Source organism: Dictyobacter sp. Z7_2 (assembly GCF_057551105.1).
This window is the reverse complement of the sequence record NZ_BAAJPE010000002.1, coordinates 5214800-5231506: the sequence shown is the minus strand read 5'-3', so window position 1 is coordinate 5231506 and position 16707 is coordinate 5214800. Positions and strand designations below refer to the sequence as shown.

General features: G+C 52.4%; 13 protein-coding genes. 6 read left to right on the top strand and 7 right to left on the bottom strand.

Going from position 1 to position 16707, the window contains the following annotated elements:
- Positions 1-37: 37 nt before the first annotated feature.
- The 4 genes from AC27N8_RS35385 to AC27N8_RS35370 form a co-directional block, all read right to left on the bottom strand.
- Positions 38-2173 (bottom strand): phage major capsid protein, encoded by a 2136-nt coding sequence (locus tag AC27N8_RS35385; protein WP_487074472.1) that lies wholly within the window; start codon positions 2171-2173, stop codon positions 38-40.
- 2 nt (positions 2174-2175) lie between these two features.
- Positions 2176-2445, bottom strand: coding sequence for a hypothetical protein (locus AC27N8_RS35380; protein WP_487074470.1), 270 nt, complete (start codon positions 2443-2445; stop codon positions 2176-2178).
- Positions 2446-2623: 178 nt separating this feature from the next.
- Positions 2624-3007: a hypothetical protein gene (locus AC27N8_RS35375; RefSeq protein WP_487074468.1), complete on the bottom strand. Its 384-nt coding sequence runs from the start codon at positions 3005-3007 to the stop codon at positions 2624-2626.
- A 3-nt stretch (positions 3008-3010) separates the two neighbouring features.
- Positions 3011-4414 carry a hypothetical protein gene (locus tag AC27N8_RS35370; protein WP_487074466.1) on the bottom strand — a complete coding sequence of 468 codons (1404 nt, stop codon included), beginning with the start codon at positions 4412-4414 and terminating at the stop codon, positions 3011-3013.
- A 385-nt stretch (positions 4415-4799) separates the two neighbouring features.
- Between AC27N8_RS35370 and AC27N8_RS35365 the strand changes: the two genes are divergently transcribed.
- On the top strand, positions 4800-5663 hold the full coding sequence (locus AC27N8_RS35365) for an alpha/beta fold hydrolase (protein ID WP_487074464.1): 864 nt from the start codon (positions 4800-4802) through the stop codon (positions 5661-5663).
- Between the two features lie 181 nt (positions 5664-5844).
- Here the strand turns inward: AC27N8_RS35365 and AC27N8_RS35360 are convergent, their stop codons facing one another.
- Positions 5845-6822, bottom strand: a complete 978-nt coding sequence (locus tag AC27N8_RS35360; RefSeq protein ID WP_487074462.1) for a hypothetical protein — start codon at positions 6820-6822, stop codon at positions 5845-5847.
- A 467-nt stretch (positions 6823-7289) separates the two neighbouring features.
- Here AC27N8_RS35360 and AC27N8_RS35355 point away from each other — a divergent pair, with 467 nt between their 5' ends.
- The 3 genes from AC27N8_RS35355 (at position 7290) to AC27N8_RS35345 (ending at position 10359) form a co-directional block, all read left to right on the top strand.
- Positions 7290-7853 (top strand): hypothetical protein, encoded by a 564-nt coding sequence (locus AC27N8_RS35355; RefSeq protein ID WP_487074460.1) that lies wholly within the window; start codon positions 7290-7292, stop codon positions 7851-7853.
- Between the two features lie 136 nt (positions 7854-7989).
- Positions 7990-9096 (top strand): methyl-accepting chemotaxis protein, encoded by a 1107-nt coding sequence (locus AC27N8_RS35350; protein WP_487074458.1) that lies wholly within the window; start codon positions 7990-7992, stop codon positions 9094-9096.
- A gap of 102 nt (positions 9097-9198) precedes the next feature.
- Positions 9199-10359: an acyl-CoA dehydrogenase family protein gene (locus tag AC27N8_RS35345; RefSeq protein WP_487074456.1), complete on the top strand. Its 1161-nt coding sequence runs from the start codon at positions 9199-9201 to the stop codon at positions 10357-10359.
- A 25-nt stretch (positions 10360-10384) separates the two neighbouring features.
- On the opposite strand, the gene AC27N8_RS35340 is transcribed toward AC27N8_RS35345, so the two are convergent.
- The gene (locus tag AC27N8_RS35340) at positions 10385-11761 is read right to left on the bottom strand and encodes an AAA family ATPase (protein WP_487074454.1); all 1377 of its coding nucleotides are present in this window, start codon (positions 11759-11761) and stop codon (positions 10385-10387) included.
- 262 nt (positions 11762-12023) lie between these two features.
- On the opposite strand from AC27N8_RS35340, the gene AC27N8_RS35335 reads away from it, so the two are divergent.
- Positions 12024-14006, top strand: a complete 1983-nt coding sequence (locus AC27N8_RS35335; protein ID WP_487074452.1) for a type 1 periplasmic-binding domain-containing protein — start codon at positions 12024-12026, stop codon at positions 14004-14006.
- 672 nt (positions 14007-14678) lie between these two features.
- Here the strand turns inward: AC27N8_RS35335 and AC27N8_RS35330 are convergent.
- A complete protein-coding gene (locus AC27N8_RS35330; RefSeq protein ID WP_487074450.1) occupies positions 14679-15107 on the bottom strand; it encodes a VOC family protein in 429 nt (142 codons plus the stop codon).
- 208 nt (positions 15108-15315) lie between these two features.
- Between AC27N8_RS35330 and AC27N8_RS35325 the strand changes: the two genes are divergently transcribed.
- Positions 15316-16533: a glycoside hydrolase family 53 protein gene (locus tag AC27N8_RS35325; RefSeq protein ID WP_487074448.1), complete on the top strand. Its 1218-nt coding sequence runs from the start codon at positions 15316-15318 to the stop codon at positions 16531-16533.
- Positions 16534-16707 lie beyond the last annotated feature (174 nt).

Here is a 16707-nt window from a genome sequence, read left to right as displayed (position 1 = left end):
AATATGTGACAACCTCCACTTACGACCATAAGATTGTTCAGATGCCGCGATAGATGCCACGATAATCGACAACCGCGCCACCATACTCATGACGAATCTTGTACGTGATCGCATCCTGCGTAAAGTTCAGGCCCAGTATCGGCTGATCCTGGATAAACAGCGTCGGATTCACCTGACCGCCCACGAAGCCGACCTCGATCGTATCCACTTCCCTGGGATCGCCGATCAGGAACCACTGCGTGGTACTTGTCAGTTGCGGGGCCACGATGGGAGTGACATAGCCAAGCATAGGATTGATATCGTTGTTCGGAGAGCCTGGGACACCTGCCGACTTGGTCACGACCATACTTGTCCACTCTAATTCGGGAGGCACGACCAGATAGCGCGGACGCAATCCGAGCCGCTTGCCTGCATAATTTGTCTGTTCGCGCATCGCCGTGATACCGCTCTGCATGGCGCTGGTCGAGAGCGCAGACGTGCCCAGATTATTATGTGGTGCGCCTGTCCCGAAGAGGTTTGAGCTATCATAGATCACTGGATTGCTGGAGAGGAAGGTATAGACAAACTCGGCCAACGTATAGGCTGCGGCCACCGCCAGCTTGGTAGGAACCTGTCGAATCGCGTGCAGGTCGTCATTGAGGATCGTTTCGCGCGAGATCGTGACCAGATTGCCACGCTTCTGAGGGACATACGTTGCGGCCGAATCGGTCAGCGTGACCGCGCTATAGGGAGCATCCTCCGCCACGACCGGCAGGCTTCCGAAGGCACCCAGGCGGATACGCGTCTGCTGCTTAAAGTCGCGAATCGGAGCAATCGTCACAAATTTCTGCCATTCAGCCGGCCACGCCTGATAATCCTTCAGCAAGCGTTTATTCATGCTTGTGCCGAGCAGATAGGAGAAGCTGGCGGTCGTCGTATCGGCCTCCGAGATACGACTGATGGGAGCACTTTCGGCCACATGGATCGTGCCAAGATGGCTACTTCCGCTGATCCCGCCATACAGCGAGGAGTCGCCCGTCACGCGTGTATACGCCTCGTGGATGCTGACAAAGCCACGAATATTGCCCAGCCTTGTGCGATCGATATCCAGATCAAACATCGCATCGAAGGCCGCCTGGACCTTCTCCGCCTCAGTAATCATCTGCCCGACAGTCGCCTTCTCGGAGCCATGGCCGCGAATCACTCCATCGGCCGTCAGGCGAGCCAGCAGCTGCTGCGTTGAGCTCAACTCGGACTCCAGTTCCGCATCCTCAAAGAGACGTCCCTGAAAGCGCTGCCGCACCTGACTCTTGACCGCCTCGGGCATAATGCTCTCCTGCAAGCGCCGCTCCAGGATCAGGGAGCATTTTTGGAGGCGTGCATCGGCAAGCAAGCGCTCCATCTCCAGGCGCTGCTGCTCCAGGAGTTGCTGTTGTTCCAACAAACGCCCAGCCTCCACGCGTGGCGTGGGAGCCTCCTCACCGCCTGTGGATAGAGATCCCTGGGGAACAGAAACAGTATCGGGAGTAGAAATGTGTGTCTGTGTCATAGCTGAGTAATCTCCTTGTAGTGTATTCATCGTAGGGACAATAGTAGACAAAGCGCGTTCATCCTCCAATGCGGATGAATCGTCGTGGATGATGCGTCGAAACGTGCCACCCGCGCTGGGTCTGGTAACAATGTCGCACGAATTGACCTGAAGCACCGCGATCACATCCTTCGCATTCTGCTGATCATTCTGCTGCCACTGCCCAATAATATCGATCGAAAGGCCGATCAACTCCGGACGCCCCAGCTGACACGCCTCTTTGATGATGGACCAGAGCCAATCGGCGGCCTCAAAGATGTGCAGCGTCGCATCGACGCGTCCGCTCTCCGGAGCCTCGACAGAGAGCGCCGGAACATACAAAATGTCATGATAGAAACCGACGACATCGCGCACCGATCGATTACTCTGATCGGCGGGTAAGCGAGCGTGATCGGCATACGCCTGAGCGCCATCGATCAGCGTCGCGATCGCCGACAGAGCAGCATCATCGTAGGCATAGCCATTCTTCGAGCGACCGCCCCGTATGATCGTCACACGCACCTCATGCCCATCGGCATCGGGAGACGGAACCTGCTCAATTATCTGCCCGGCCACCAGAATATGCTGCTCATCCTGGACCTGAGGAGTGGATAAAGGAGTGAGCATAGCTACTGCTCCAATTCCGCCGCGAGGGAAGACAAACCATCCATGAGCGAGAGATCGTCGGGATAGTCAAACTGCACCCAGGCAGCCAGCCCCTGAGCCAGCACTGGAGATTGTCCATCCGAAACAGACAAATCCGCGACCCAACCTGGCAGCAGATCGAAACCGGCAGTTATGAGATCAACATCCTGCAACGAGCACGAAGACTCATCAGGAGGAACACTATCGGGAAGATGGATAGCCTCTTGCGAAAGCTCTTGATGTTGCGAATACATATATCGCTCCTTTACAATCACAAACAACCAAAAGTAGCGTCGTACGCTTGCGTACGATGTCCTGTTGCTCGTATGAGACACTTGATTGCGGCACGCCACGGTTCCCCTCACGAGCGAGTGTTTTCATACGAGGAACTGGAACATCGTACGCAAGCGTACGACGCTACTTTTGGCTATGTTACACCAGATGCCGCAGATAGGCATGGATACTTGTCCCACCTGGGAGCATGCCTACCGGGACCGCTTCGATGACTTGATATTTCCGGGCATTCTGGACGGCGCTGGCCGTGGCGATGGGGGTATCGGCCACGCAAACGACGCCAACAAACGAAGTTGAAATGGTAGCTACGATCACAGCGTCGCAGCGCTGCCGTTGTGGATGAGCATCTTTATCGAGCACCTCTACATCGACCACATCCTGCGGACGAAAGATCACATCGACAGAGCTATAGCTATAGCTGCTCCCATTCTGAGTAACAAAGACGACCGTTTTTTTCCGTGCGGAGAGCGCACGCGCCAGGACATTTTGCATATGCATTGCTTTACGGCTATCGAGTGGCATAGCTCACGACCTCCCCGCCTGACGAGCGACGCGAGCCTGTTCATCATACACATCGACCTCTGCGCCGGCCATCTGAAAGAGGAGACGCATCGCGGTTTCGTCGCTGACCCAACCCTGAGCTTTGGCCTGGATCAGGGCGTTGGAGAGGGACAATGTGGCGCTGGCGAGGATCTGATGATCGTCACAATCGATTTCGGGAAAAACGACATCATAGCTGGTATCGAGGGACTTTCCGAGGGTTCCGGCACACCGTGCTTCGAGGATCACGCGATCCAGAATAGTCCTGAGGATATACTTCATCACATTTTGCCGACGCTGGAAGCGCAGCAGAGCCGGCAAGCCCATCTCAGCGGCGGTAGCATGATTGCCCTGAGAACCATCGCTCAAAAAGTGCTCGGGGAGACCAGCGCCGACGGCCACCATCAACTTCAGAGCGCGACCGTCCTCACTGACATCATTGGCATTGATAGCGGGCTGGACCGCCGTCCACTTCTCCGCCTCGTTATGCAGGATCACGCTCCCCGGCTCCGGAGGAAAGCCATACTCGATCCGCTTCCGATCGATACTCTTCTTATCGGCCCCTGTCAGCTGCACATCCCACAGAAACGCCGACTTATACTTATTAATCCGGACGCGTTCCGTCAACCAATCCTTATAGCGCCGCAGCCAGGGGAGCAGAGTTGCCAGATCCGAGCGACCTCGCTTGGCATTCGAGACCTTATTGATAGCAAACTGCACCACCTCCGAGCCCGCCTGAAACCACGTACCCGCCTCTTCCAGAGAGCCAGGAGCGCCCGCAGAAGAAGCATCATGGAGAAATGTCTGAGTCGTCATCAGACCGGACTGAGCAACGGGACGCCGATGGAAGCGCAGAGGAGTCTCGACATCTTCGGGATCAGTCTCAATCAGATCGATCAGTGAGGGATCAATCAAGCGAATCTTCACCATCCCATCGTAGGCATTGACAAAGAAGCGCACAAAGATCTCGCCATAGAGGGCCAATTCCTGACACAGCGCATACACACGCTCATCCATACGATTGGCCGGATCATTCCAGAAGCCGCGCAACAGGCGTTGCACCTTCTGATTAGCCGCCTCGACCGACACGCCTTTGCCGAGGACAAAGCTCGTTGTCATCTCAATAATCGCCGCCGCCAGAGGATTCGCATTCCAGGCCTCATAGCACTGATAATGCAACTCCAGATACGTCGACGGAATCACATCTTTCAGCGACGCATCATCGCTCAAGCGCCGCCAATAGAAATCCTCCTCCGTCCCCACCCCTGGAGCATCATAGCCCCAGAGAGCATCATCCTGAGCCAAAGCGCCCAGAGGATTCAACTGCTCAACCACACGCCCACTCGAGCGCCGACGCAGCACTTGCTTGTGACCACCACGTCTTCTCATACTAAACCGCCTCCACCGCGTAGCCCCTTTCCCGAGCTACATCCCCAAAACAAAAACTCTCAAGCTTCAAATGAGCTGGTCTACACTAAATGGATCAAAGGTTCAACGGGCCAAAATTCGGGATATGTAGTAGTGGGCACGCGAGGCATACCATCACGCAATAATGCAGACCAATCCCTTAATGCTTACTATACATCTAAAGCCAACGATTGTCAAGATAAGTGCATTGAAACACAAGAAAAATCATCATTTATGCTAACACCTGACCACCGCATATACTCATTTTTGCGTATATCACCAAATGCAAGAACTTCACTTGCAGAAAAATTCCAAAAGTAAGACAATAGGATTGTAACATTGAAGATACAACGAGAGGATCAGATATATGCAAAACGACAGGCCATCGATCGCCCCCAACGACATCGACCAATATGCCACGCATGACTACGCCGAGAACAACGGAGTCCGCATCCACTACGCCAGCCTTGGCGAAGGACCATTAATCGTCATGGTCCACGGCTTCCCTGATTTCTGGTACACCTGGCGCAACCAGATGGTCGCACTAGCAGAGAACTATCAGGTTGTCGCGCTTGATCTGCGCGGCTACAACCTGAGCGATAGACCCCAGGGAGGCGAAAACTACGCCATGCCTTACCTGCTCGGAGACATCAAAGCCGTCATCAAACACCTGGGACAAGACAAAGCCATCATCATCGGACACGACTGGGGAGGTGCCATCTCCTGGCAATTCGCCACCCACTACCCGGAACACACCGAACGCCTGATCATCCTCAACTTCCCGCACCCCAGAGGCATGGCCCATGAGCTCGCCACCAACCCACAACAGCAAGCCAGAAGCGCCTACGCACGCAACTTCCAGCAAGAAGGAGCACACACGCAACTCACAGCCGAAGGGCTCAGCGCCTGGGTCCAGGATACCGATGCACGTGCTCACTACCTTGAAGCTTTTCAGCGTTCCGACTTCGAAGCCATGCTCCACTACTACAAACAGAACTTTCTTCGTCCACCCTATCAGGAACTCCCCGAACCGGTCATCAAAATTCAAGCCTCGGTCCTCCAGATCCACGGACTGCAAGATCAATATCTCCTCCCCAGCAGCCTGAACAACACCTGGGAATGGATCGAAAAGGACTGGACCCTACTCACTATCCCCCACGCTGGACACTTCGTACAACATGACGCCGCCGACCTCGTCACTCGTACCATCGTGAGTTGGCTCGCCCGCTAACACTGAGAAAGTACGCGATCATCTTTCCTCGCGGTGATTTCAAGCCCATTCGCTGCGAGGAAAGGCTCATCAAACAGCCTCCATACATACGAAAAGCTCCCCATGAAACGATTCACGGGAAGCTTTCCACCTGAACAAGCGCAATCAACAAACTCTCATCACGCGAAGACTGATCCTCTCACTACCAGATCAGGGCTCCGTTCCCATTATCATTCACAATCGCATTGAGAAGTTGCTGCTGGGAGATCGTATAGTGCCCTGTACCTGCCGTTCCACAGACGCCCGAAGTACATGTTTCCGCGTAAGTAAAGGTGCCAGCATTATTATCATAGCCAATCACGGCCACATCATGACTGCCACCGCGATACTGACTATTATTCCAATCTGGCAAATAGGCATCATTCACAGAGACAACTGGAGGAACGCTATAATTGGCAATGTCCGATGCAACATTATTTTTTAAGGTAGTCAACGTCAAGCCACTGGGATTAACCAGCAGATAAAAGTAGTTGTACCAGCTTGAGCTATTATGATTGGACGCCTCCCAATTCAAAGCATCCAACACATCCTGATTGGCTGAATCTGCATTAGAATAGGTCCCATAGGTCATCTCACCTGCTGAGGTATAGTAGGGCGGATAAACCTGAGTAGCGATATACATCATATATGCACGTTCATGGGTATCATTCCAATACGTCGTGACATGAGGATCGCTATAGTTGTGGCCACCTACGGCACGCGTATTGACATTATTCCAATAATCCAGCGCGACTGTCGTTGCACCAGGACCACACATGCTCCCCATATAATAGTCTGTATAAGAGTGGCCGGCGGCATCTGTGCCGACCGTAGGCGGCTCCCAAATCTGATCGGAATAACTGGTGCTGAGAGTTTTTGCGGTCGGCACAGCTGCAATCAGAGCATTTTGATAACCTGGCCTGGCTATCTGATAAGCTTTTTTCTGCTTTACCCACGCAGGATTTTGCTGCGTATGATGATCCTTACTGACCTGATTTAACTGGCCAGCCGCCAGATTTTTCCCTGGTCCGGACCAGGGAGAACCAGCAGCAAACGCCGAAGAGATAGGGAACAATACAGCTAAGAGCAAAATAACAAGCAAAGGAAAGCGCATATAGCGTACATGACCGATAACTTTCATAGATTCCCTCCTTTAAAGAGATAAGTGCCATGACATATCTCAGCACATTTCTCATGTATCTTATCCACTTCAACTATAATCGAAATATGCTAAAAAGGGAGTAACATCATGTATATTCTGAAGTAACATCATGTATATTCCAATGATATCTATAATCTACGCCTGCCTATCATACGCAAACGTCGCTTCGTGCCCGAGGTCACGAAGCGACGTACGAAACGCCCGGCCTCGACATCATAACTTTGCATAGACATCGCCCTCTCGATCAGTAATTTGGGTATTTCTATTGATGTAGTTACATATCCATGTTAGAATGACTAATACTCCATTGAGATACGATATCTCCAAAAAAAGTGTATCAGGTAATTCATCCACAGATCTAAGACGAAAGAAAGGGAGTGAGTTTTTTGCGTATAGACGCATGCAGAGGACTCAAGGATGCTTAAAAATCATCCTCAAGGAACACTATGCAATCCTACCCACTCGATCTAAAAACGTTGTTACATCTGCTCTCGAGGAAAAAGCAATCGGGACAGCTCTACGCCAGAAATGTCAAGATTGCCCATATCAAAGAACCCTTGCAGGCCCACCTGACGCTGATCGGTGGTGAAGTGAAAGCGTGTTTGCTCTTAACAAAATCCAGCGACATCTATGCAGACGACGCTCAAGCATTTCAGATGCTGCTCCAGTCAGGCATTATTGAGTGGCAATGGCACGAAGGCAATCCTACCATCCAGGCATCGCCAGCTGCGCCACCGACTCAACCACCGCCACCGGCCGCGCCTCCCGTTCAAGAGCTGCCACGCATCCAGAATGCACTGCCACTGCAAGGATCATCTATACCCAGAAGGACCATGGTAACAAACGAAGCATTCAACGCGCTCTCGCGCAGTGAACGCAAGATCCTGATGTTGGTCGATGGCTCCCGTACCGCCTATGAGATTGCTGCCATGCTTTCCATCAGCGAGAGGGAAGAATTGTTAAACGTGTTACGTGAGCTGCATCGCAAGGGGCTAATTCATCTTCAATGAGCACAACAATATATTGACAAGTATCACACCAACATCTACATCATCCTTGGAGGAACACATATATATAGTTTCTCTGAGAGAATGCCATATTTTATGCGAACTATTTTATATTGACCATTTTAAAAGGAGCTTTTTTTTGAATAATCAATTTTCTACCGATCAGGATGCTCTTCTACCAGCGGATATCTCCGTGGTAGATTTGATCGAACAGGAGGCAACCGCAACCAATCCCTCAAGTAATAATCTTTTGCTACGCGGATGGTATCGTCTGGCAGCTCCTGTTGTGCCCGCCCCCAACGCCACGCTTGCGCAACGTGACGCCTATCGCCGCGGGCGCATGATTGCTGTCATGCTCTTAGTCATGCTTGCCATCTTTGTCCTGGTGCTGCTCACGGTGGGCATCTTCGTCAATCGCGCCTTAGCTCCCAACATGCTTATTATCATCTGCCTGTCTATTATTGCTGCCTTTCTCAATCGACGTGGTTTTGTAATTATTGCGGGCGTCATACTGGTCACCGCGATCGACGCCTCGCTGATCGCTGACATCTATTCTTACCAGGGCGGACTGGATGTCTTTCTCCTGCCCATGCTTGACTTGCTCGTCATCCCAGAGCTCTTAGCTGTCTCGCTCCTGCCCACCAACTGGGTCTTTGTCTCTATGACCTTTCACATCGCCTTCATTATCTCCGCCGAAACCTTCTTGATGCCCCATACCCCGGCCATGCAACACTACCTGAACTCGCCATCCATTGCGGACGCGCTCGTGCGCCCGATCGTACTACAGGTCGCCGTTGCGCTTGTCACCTATCTCTGGGTGCGTCGAGCAACCAGGGCCAGCGAGCGAGCGGACCGAGCCACCGTCATTGCCGCGCTTGAGCGCACCCTCTCGGAGCAATCGCAGGTGGAAGCTGAACAAAAGCGGCGCCTGGAGGAAAGCATCCAGCAGATCGTCGACGTGCATCAGCGTGTCGCCAACGGTGATTTCAACGCCCGCGCATCGCTGGCGGAGAACAACGCTTTAGGGAGCATCGCTGGATCGCTCAACAACCTCCTGGCGCGTCTTCAGAGGACCAACCAGGAAGCTCGTTTGCTGCGACGCACCAACGACGCCATCGCCCTATTTATCCAGGCGTCCAGCCAATCCAATGGAGAACCCATCAACTGGAAGACAACCGAAACCCCGATCGACGCCATTGTGCAGCAACATAACAGACTCATCCACACCCAAAAGCGTGACAACTAACACCAACCTGATCCTATTGTGGCAGATGATCTGCCGTCGCCCCACACAGAAAGGTTCCAGACCGACATGACACTCTCATCGAAAAGAGCAAATCTTCCTGACATGATGACGCGCGAAGAACTCCTGGCCAACACACAGGCCATCCTGCCAGCCATCAAAGAGCGCATAGCCGCCGCCGAGCAGGCACGCCGCCAGCCTGATGAAAGCATCAGCGACATGCTCAACGCCGGGCTTGGTCGTGTGCTGCTGCCCAGACGCTGGGGAGGCTATGAGCTCTCCTTTGACGTCTTAGTGGACATTGTGCTTGAGATCGCCAGCGTAGACACAGCGGCTGGATGGTGTGCTGCCTTTGTGATTGTGCATCCATGGTTCCTGGCGCTCTTTCCGGAGCAAGCGCAGCATGACGTCTGGGCCAACAATCCCGACGCCCAGATAGCTACCTCGCTTTCCCCCGTCGGACGCTTCTCACGTGTTGACGGAGGATATCAACTTAACGGCAACTGGGCCTGGTCCAGTGGAGTTGAGTACTGTGAATGGGCCATCGTCACCGCGCTGCCCACCACCATGGATGGTCCACCCAAAGCCTTCCTGCTGGCCCGCGACCAATACGAGATCCAGGACACCTGGCACGTCGCCGGACTCAAAGCCTCGGGCAGTCAAAACATCCTGATCGAGAACGCCATTGTGCCTGAGAGCTACACAGTCCTCCTGCCCACCATGCAGCAGGGACGCGGCACACCTGGATCGATCATTAACCCGGGACCACGCTACAACCTGCCCATGCTTTCAGCCTTTGCGCTTGCCCTCGTCGCCCCGCTTCTGGGTACCGCCCAAGGAGCCTATGCCATCTGGAAGGACACCATCCAGCAGCGCTTCGCCGCCCTGAGTCCCGAGGAGGCCGCCAGCCTGACCCATCAGATGATGCGCCTGACCGAGATCTCCAGTCTGATCGACGACTCCGAACTGCTCATCAGGAAAAACCTGGACATTATTCGTCCTGGCGGCCCCATCGAGACAGCCACCATCGTCCAGAACCGCCGCGACTACGTACGCATCAAAGAGCTCTGCGTCGAAGCCGTCGACATCATGTATCAAAGTAGCGGAGGCCGTGCCAACTACGAAACCCATCCCCTGCAACGCTTCTGGAGAGACATCCACGCCATCGCCGCTCACACCGCTCTCAACAGCGACAACGCCAGAGAGTCCTTTGGACGCTTCCAACTCGGCCTCCACAGCAATCCGCACGACATCCTACGCTTCTAGCAGGGAGAGCTGATACCGCGCAGGTTTATCGTCCGCGCTGCATACGAGCAATCGCGCCACGCAGCGCGGACGGCATATCCAACTCAGCGGGAGTATCTTCGCTGACACTGGGCTGACTCACCATCTGCTCATGCAAGACGCTCACCTGAGCGATCATCGTCTGCTCCATACTCCCCTGCTCGCTAGCGCTGACCCAACTCATCATCGAGGACAGGAACAACTCCTTCAAATAGGCAAAGGAGAAGTCGGTGGTCAACTCGCTCAAACGCACAGCCCCTTCCTCCGAGATCCGCAAGGAGGGCTTGAGCGTCTCATTCCACAACGTAATATAGGCCAGGCGCTCGGGCTGTCCTGGTACCTCGAAAGGATATTTTCTATCAAAGCGGCTGGGGCGATCCAGGATCGAGGCATCAAGCTTCTCCGGGTAATTTGTGGTCGCCAATGTCACAATGCCAGCATTGGCCGCAAAGCCATCCAACTCATTAAGGAAAAATGAGCGATTCTGTGGAGTGAGCAGCGAATCCAGATCCTCCAACACCAGAATACAGGGAGCTGCTTTACGCGCACGCTCAAAGACGAGATGGATACAATCCTCGTCGGTTCCACGCTCTGTGTGAAAACTTTTGACGTACAGACACGGCAGCTTCAATCCATTGATGAGAGCTTTCACCGTATGCGTTTTTCCATTCCCTGGAGGGCCTACAAAGAGCACGCCACGTTTCCAGGGGACACCATATTCCTCATAGGTCTGCCGCATGGCGAAAAACTGCTCCAGATCGCGATAGATCTGCTGCTTGAGGTTTCCCTGCAAGACCAGATTATCAAACGAGGCCCCTTGAATCGCCTGAAAGAGATGAGCATCCTTCTGCCAGCATCCGCCAGAAAAGACCAGAACCTCATCGCGCAACTCGGCATTCCAGCGACAAACTTCCTGGATAAAATCTTTGGCTACTGTATGGCTATCGCACATAATCCAATAGGCATACACTCTGTTAAAACTTTCATTCCAGTGCATCACCAGGATATCCAGACTATATTCCCGCCACGTCACTGTAAGCCAGGCATTCTTCGCCTGATCGCTCATCTCCTGCTCATCGGCATTGGGTATGGGCAACCCCGACAGATGGCTAGCTGTATTCAACATCATGCGCTGCGCGTGAGCAGGTAAAGTCGTGGTAAGCTCGCGTCCATACCAATGAGTCATCACTTGATCATGGATAAATGTCTGCATCTCCAACGTACAGAGGCCCGCCTGTGCATAGGGCTCGACGTTAAACAGTCCATCATTTCCTTCAACCAACGCTTTTTCAGGAAACTTTTCCGCCAGATATTGACTCACGTGATATTCAATGGCAGTCGCAGGCAGAGCTAGTGCTTCTCGGATGATTTGTTCTTTATGCATTTTATCTCCTAGAAACCGTATAGATTGAATTGCATTACTTTGCATATACGCATCATGCGACAAAAAGTTAGCACCATTACACAATCTAAGAAATGGCCTCCAACTGCACTAAAAATCAGTGCGAATTATACTTTATTTTTCCTACAGTAAATGTTATGATGGGCACCACATAACCATCCAAAACCATAGCTCTTTTCCTTTATCTTTTAAAGCGCATTACTCGATAATTTATGGAGCCATAGATAGAAAAGGAGCCCCCAATATGTTCCCAAACGACTCCTCAACACCACACACTGATCTCCCAGATACCTCAGATCAGGTACCATCATTATCAGAGACACCACAGGAACCTTCTCTACCCATGCACAAGCGAGAAGCAACTGGTGCTACGAGTGGATTTAAAATCGAACAAATTTTTGTTTTTGTGCTCTTTATTATTCTCTTAATCTTATTCAGTTCTAATCCAATTGTCTTCTCCAGCCTGACCGGCCTATTGACCCTTCTCACGATTGGTTCGCTTGAGAATGTATCCAACAAGATCATAGAATATATCGGAAAGCCCTTCAACTGGTTAATCAAGCCCTTCGCCTGGATCTTTCTGACGCTATTTACCAGCACGCGGGGACTCAGACGACATCGCAAAGCCATCACCAACATCGCCATCGCAATTCTCCTTGCCACCACCTTTGCCCTGACCACGCTCCACAGCCTCCTCATCAGCACCGTCGGCAACATCAACGACTACCTCTGCCTGCAACAGACCATCCTCCCCTGGTCAACCTGCAACTCGGGACTGGGCATCGTCGCGCTCCCCAACGGAGTCAACATTGGCCTGATCGAAGATAACTCCTATGGATACTTTGATCAGACCAGTTTAAATCTGCCCGAAAAACAGGTCGAGACGTTGATTTTCAAGGATAACGCCACGGCTTGCAACGCTCAACAGCACATCACATTGGCAGTTGTAAGCATGTTAAGCCGCACCGTCGAGGACCCCACAGCCGATGCAAACACTGGTATCGAAGACCTGCATGGAGCCTATCTTGCCCAACACAGCTACAACAGCCAGCATCCACAGACGCCACTCTGTCTGGCCATCGCGAATCTGGGCACCTCTGACACTGCCAATAAGAACAGCCAGCTCATCAGTACACATCCCAATGAATATTCACTGCCCCTGATCATCCATCGCCTGGCACAGTTTGCCCGCTCTGACCCACATTTTCGGGGTATCATAGGATTTCCCTTCAGCCAGCAATCCTCGGATGCCATCCAGATGATGCAGAATTCGCCACAACTCAAAACAATTCCCATCATCTCCCCATCAGCCTCATCCAACAGCCTCTCCAACGTCGCCAACTTCTACCGCATTGTCTCCCCCGATCAAAGTCAGAGTCAGATTCTGGCTCAATTTCTCTGTCAGCATCTCAATCACACCACCAACCCACCCGCCCACCTCGCCATCTTCTCAGACAGCACTGATGTCTACAGCTACAGCTTACAGCTTACCTTTGAAGACCACCTCAGCTGCCTGTCATCATCCAACATCATCACCTATCAAAACGGCAACAGCCAATCAATCAGGGACGCGGTCAACCAGGCACTGACCGTCGATCATGCCACCTATCTCTTCTTCCCCGGCTACGATTCCGATCTCGATACAGTACAGCTTGCTATCCACAACATCATGCGCGATCGCTCCAACACCATCACCATCATCGGAGGCGACGGACTCTATGACCTTGATGGAACGGCGACGCATTATATCTACAGTGTCGTCTACTCAACCACCTTTGCCTCTCCGCTCCCAACAAACCCGCAAGCAACGCTCACCAATACATTCGTCAACCTCTATGAAAAACAAGGATTTAATGAGCCCTACCTTGCCAAATCTATCCCTGGCTACACATTACTGCCGCCACACGTCCTCTTGAGCAACGACGCCACCACAGCCTTCATCCGCACCCTGCAAAAATTCAGCAACCCCAACTTCACACAGAGCGACTTCAATAGCAAGCTCGCGACCATCACCTTTGAAGGAGTCAGCGGCACCATCGAGTTGCAAGGCAGCCCGAACAGCGCCCAGCACATCAGCGACCGCAACCGAGGAAACGTCTATGTCACCTGCACCGACCAATTCCACACCATCCACCTCATCACCCAATACCAGAGCATCAACACCACAGAGACCGTCAGCGTACAGGAGGAGCCACGCAGCACCAAAATTCAACTATGCACCCCCTGACCCAAAAATCCTCCCTTCCGCCAGACACGGAGAGGAGGATTTTTGGGTCAGAGGTGTCAATTTATTCCTTTTCTGCCCGTTAATTACTCAAATGTAGCACAGGGGTTTTACGCCCCTGTGAGTTACCCATGCCACTCATGTCCCATTTTCGGCTCCCAGCGCATCTCTGGCAATACAATCAATGGAGGGCCTTTGACGCTATGGCACCTCACAGGGGCGTAAAACCCCTGTGAGGTACCCATGCTACTCATGTCCCATTTTCGGCTCCCAGCGCATCTCTGGCAATACAATCAATGGAGGGCCTTTGACGCTATGGCACCTCACAGAGGGCGTAAAACCCATAGGTGCGAACGTAAGCGATCACAATCTTTTCTTCAAAAATTTTGTGCATGAATTGCAATTATGTCTTTATATACCGCAAATGTAGCACAGGGGGTTTACGCCCCTGTGAGGTTCCCATGCCACTTATGTATCATGTTCAGCTTACAGAGCCTCCCTGGCAATATAATCAATAGAGTATCTTTTGCGCTATGGCACCTCACAGGGGCGTAAAACCCCTGTGCTACATTTGCGGTATATTCATAAAAAAGATACAAAAGGTGTTATTCTATCGCTCGCATTTCTGTTCTGCTGCCCTGGAAAGAGGTGGGTAAAAGACAGATGAGACGACAGCTATTGGATACAAAATTCATTGCCTTCTGGATCAGCCATCGTGACCCAGTATCCATTAGACTGATCACCTCGGTAGAGTTCATGAGCGCCCAGAGCAGTTATCCGTTGCACAGCCGCCTCAACCAGCGCGCGTGCTTCGGATTGAGGATCTTCTGCGCTCACATTAATGTCTATATGCACACGATTTTTGAGCGTCTTTAGCTCAGGAACCCGTTGGAAGTAGATGCGTGGTCCTTTTTTTTCAGGATCAACGATCGCATAGGCACTGTTCCATTCAGCCTGCGGGATATGCTGCGCCTCCAAAAACGCCTCCCAGGATGCAAATCCGCTGGGAGGTTCTGCGGCTTGATAATGTAATGTGGCGGCCCAAAATGTACCCAGTTGCTCTGGATCACTACAGTCAATCACTATTTGCACTGGAATTGCCATACATAACTCCTTCTTTATAGCTACCCTGATATCTACTCAGTCCAGTATAACAGCGAAAAGGGACAATATTGATCCTATTTATGACCAGACTTATTCACTACTTCCCCATCATTTATGCACAAATACTTGACAGACACTCCCAATCGAGGGTACTATTTCTTCGATGAGTTTACCGATAAACCCATCAAAAAGAAAGAAGAGGTTTGCTATGCTCAATGATGACTCTAGGACCAAAAACGTGCTCAGCCGTCGCACGTTTACCCGCACCGCTGCTGGACTTCTCACGGTTGCCGGCCTCGCCCCATTGACTCTCATGGATACTAAAAAAACGTTCGCGGCGACTCCCAGTAATGCGACGTTACAGGCGACACGCTACTGGTCCCGACCGGACAGAATTCTGGGCCATGATCTCTCGATCCTGCAACAGCTCGAAGATGCCGGAAAAACGTTTTCGTATCGGGGTATCAAGCTGCCAGCAGATCGCATCCTCGCATCGCAAGGAGCCAACTACGTACGCTTGCGCCTATGGGTCAATCCTCCAGCGCCGTACAACGATCTGCCGCACGTCCTAAAGATGGCCCGAAGACTGAAAAACGAAGGACTCAAGTTCCATCTTGACTTTCATTATTCGGACTTCTGGGCCGATCCCGGCAAGCAAAACGTCCCACAGAGCTGGATAGGCCAGGACCTCGCGACCCTCGCCCAAACTGTCCATGACTATACGCAAGACGTGCTGACACAGCTTGATCGTCAGGGAACGCGTCCCGAGATCGTACAGATCGGCAATGAGGTCACCAACGGGATGCTCTGGCCTTTGGGTGAGATCTACCTGAACGGGACCCAGAACTGGTCTGGCTTCACGACACTACTCAAGGCGGGGATTCAAGGGGCACGTGATGCTCAACGCTCTGGCAAAAAGTCACGTATCATGATCCACATCGATCGTGGAGGCGATAACGGGGGCACACGTTACTTCTTCGACAATCTCCAGCCCTACAATATCGACTTCGACCTGATCGGACTCTCCTACTATCCCTTCTGGCACGGTCCCCTGACGGCGCTTCAGACGAACCTCAACGATATCAGTCCGCGCTACAACAAGGATATCGTGATCGCAGAGACCGCCTATCCCTGGACTTTCGCCGATGGTGATAGCGAGCCGAACAGCGTGCCAGCCGGCACCTCGCTCCAGACCGACTATCCAGCGACTCCTGCCGGACAGCTTGGCTTCATGCGCAACCTGCTCGCAATTGTGCAGCAGGTACCCAACGATCGTGGATTAGGCGTCATATACTGGGAGCCCGATTGGATTCCTGGTGTTGGCTGGGAGCCCGGTGGCGGCGATGGCTGGGACAATATGACCCTGTTTGATTGGAATGGGAAGGCGCTTCCCTCCATTGAATGCTACAAATTCGCACGCATCTAAACCATTGTAGTCGTGCCATCGTGTTCGGTAACACAACCAACCCACAGTATAATCCCGACAAAACGTGTACATTGTCGGGATTATACTGTACAATAATCCTCGGAAATAATCCGCCGCTACCATGCGGAAGCAACCGTCCAGAAAAAAATCTCAAGACGAGGTACATCGCGGTTC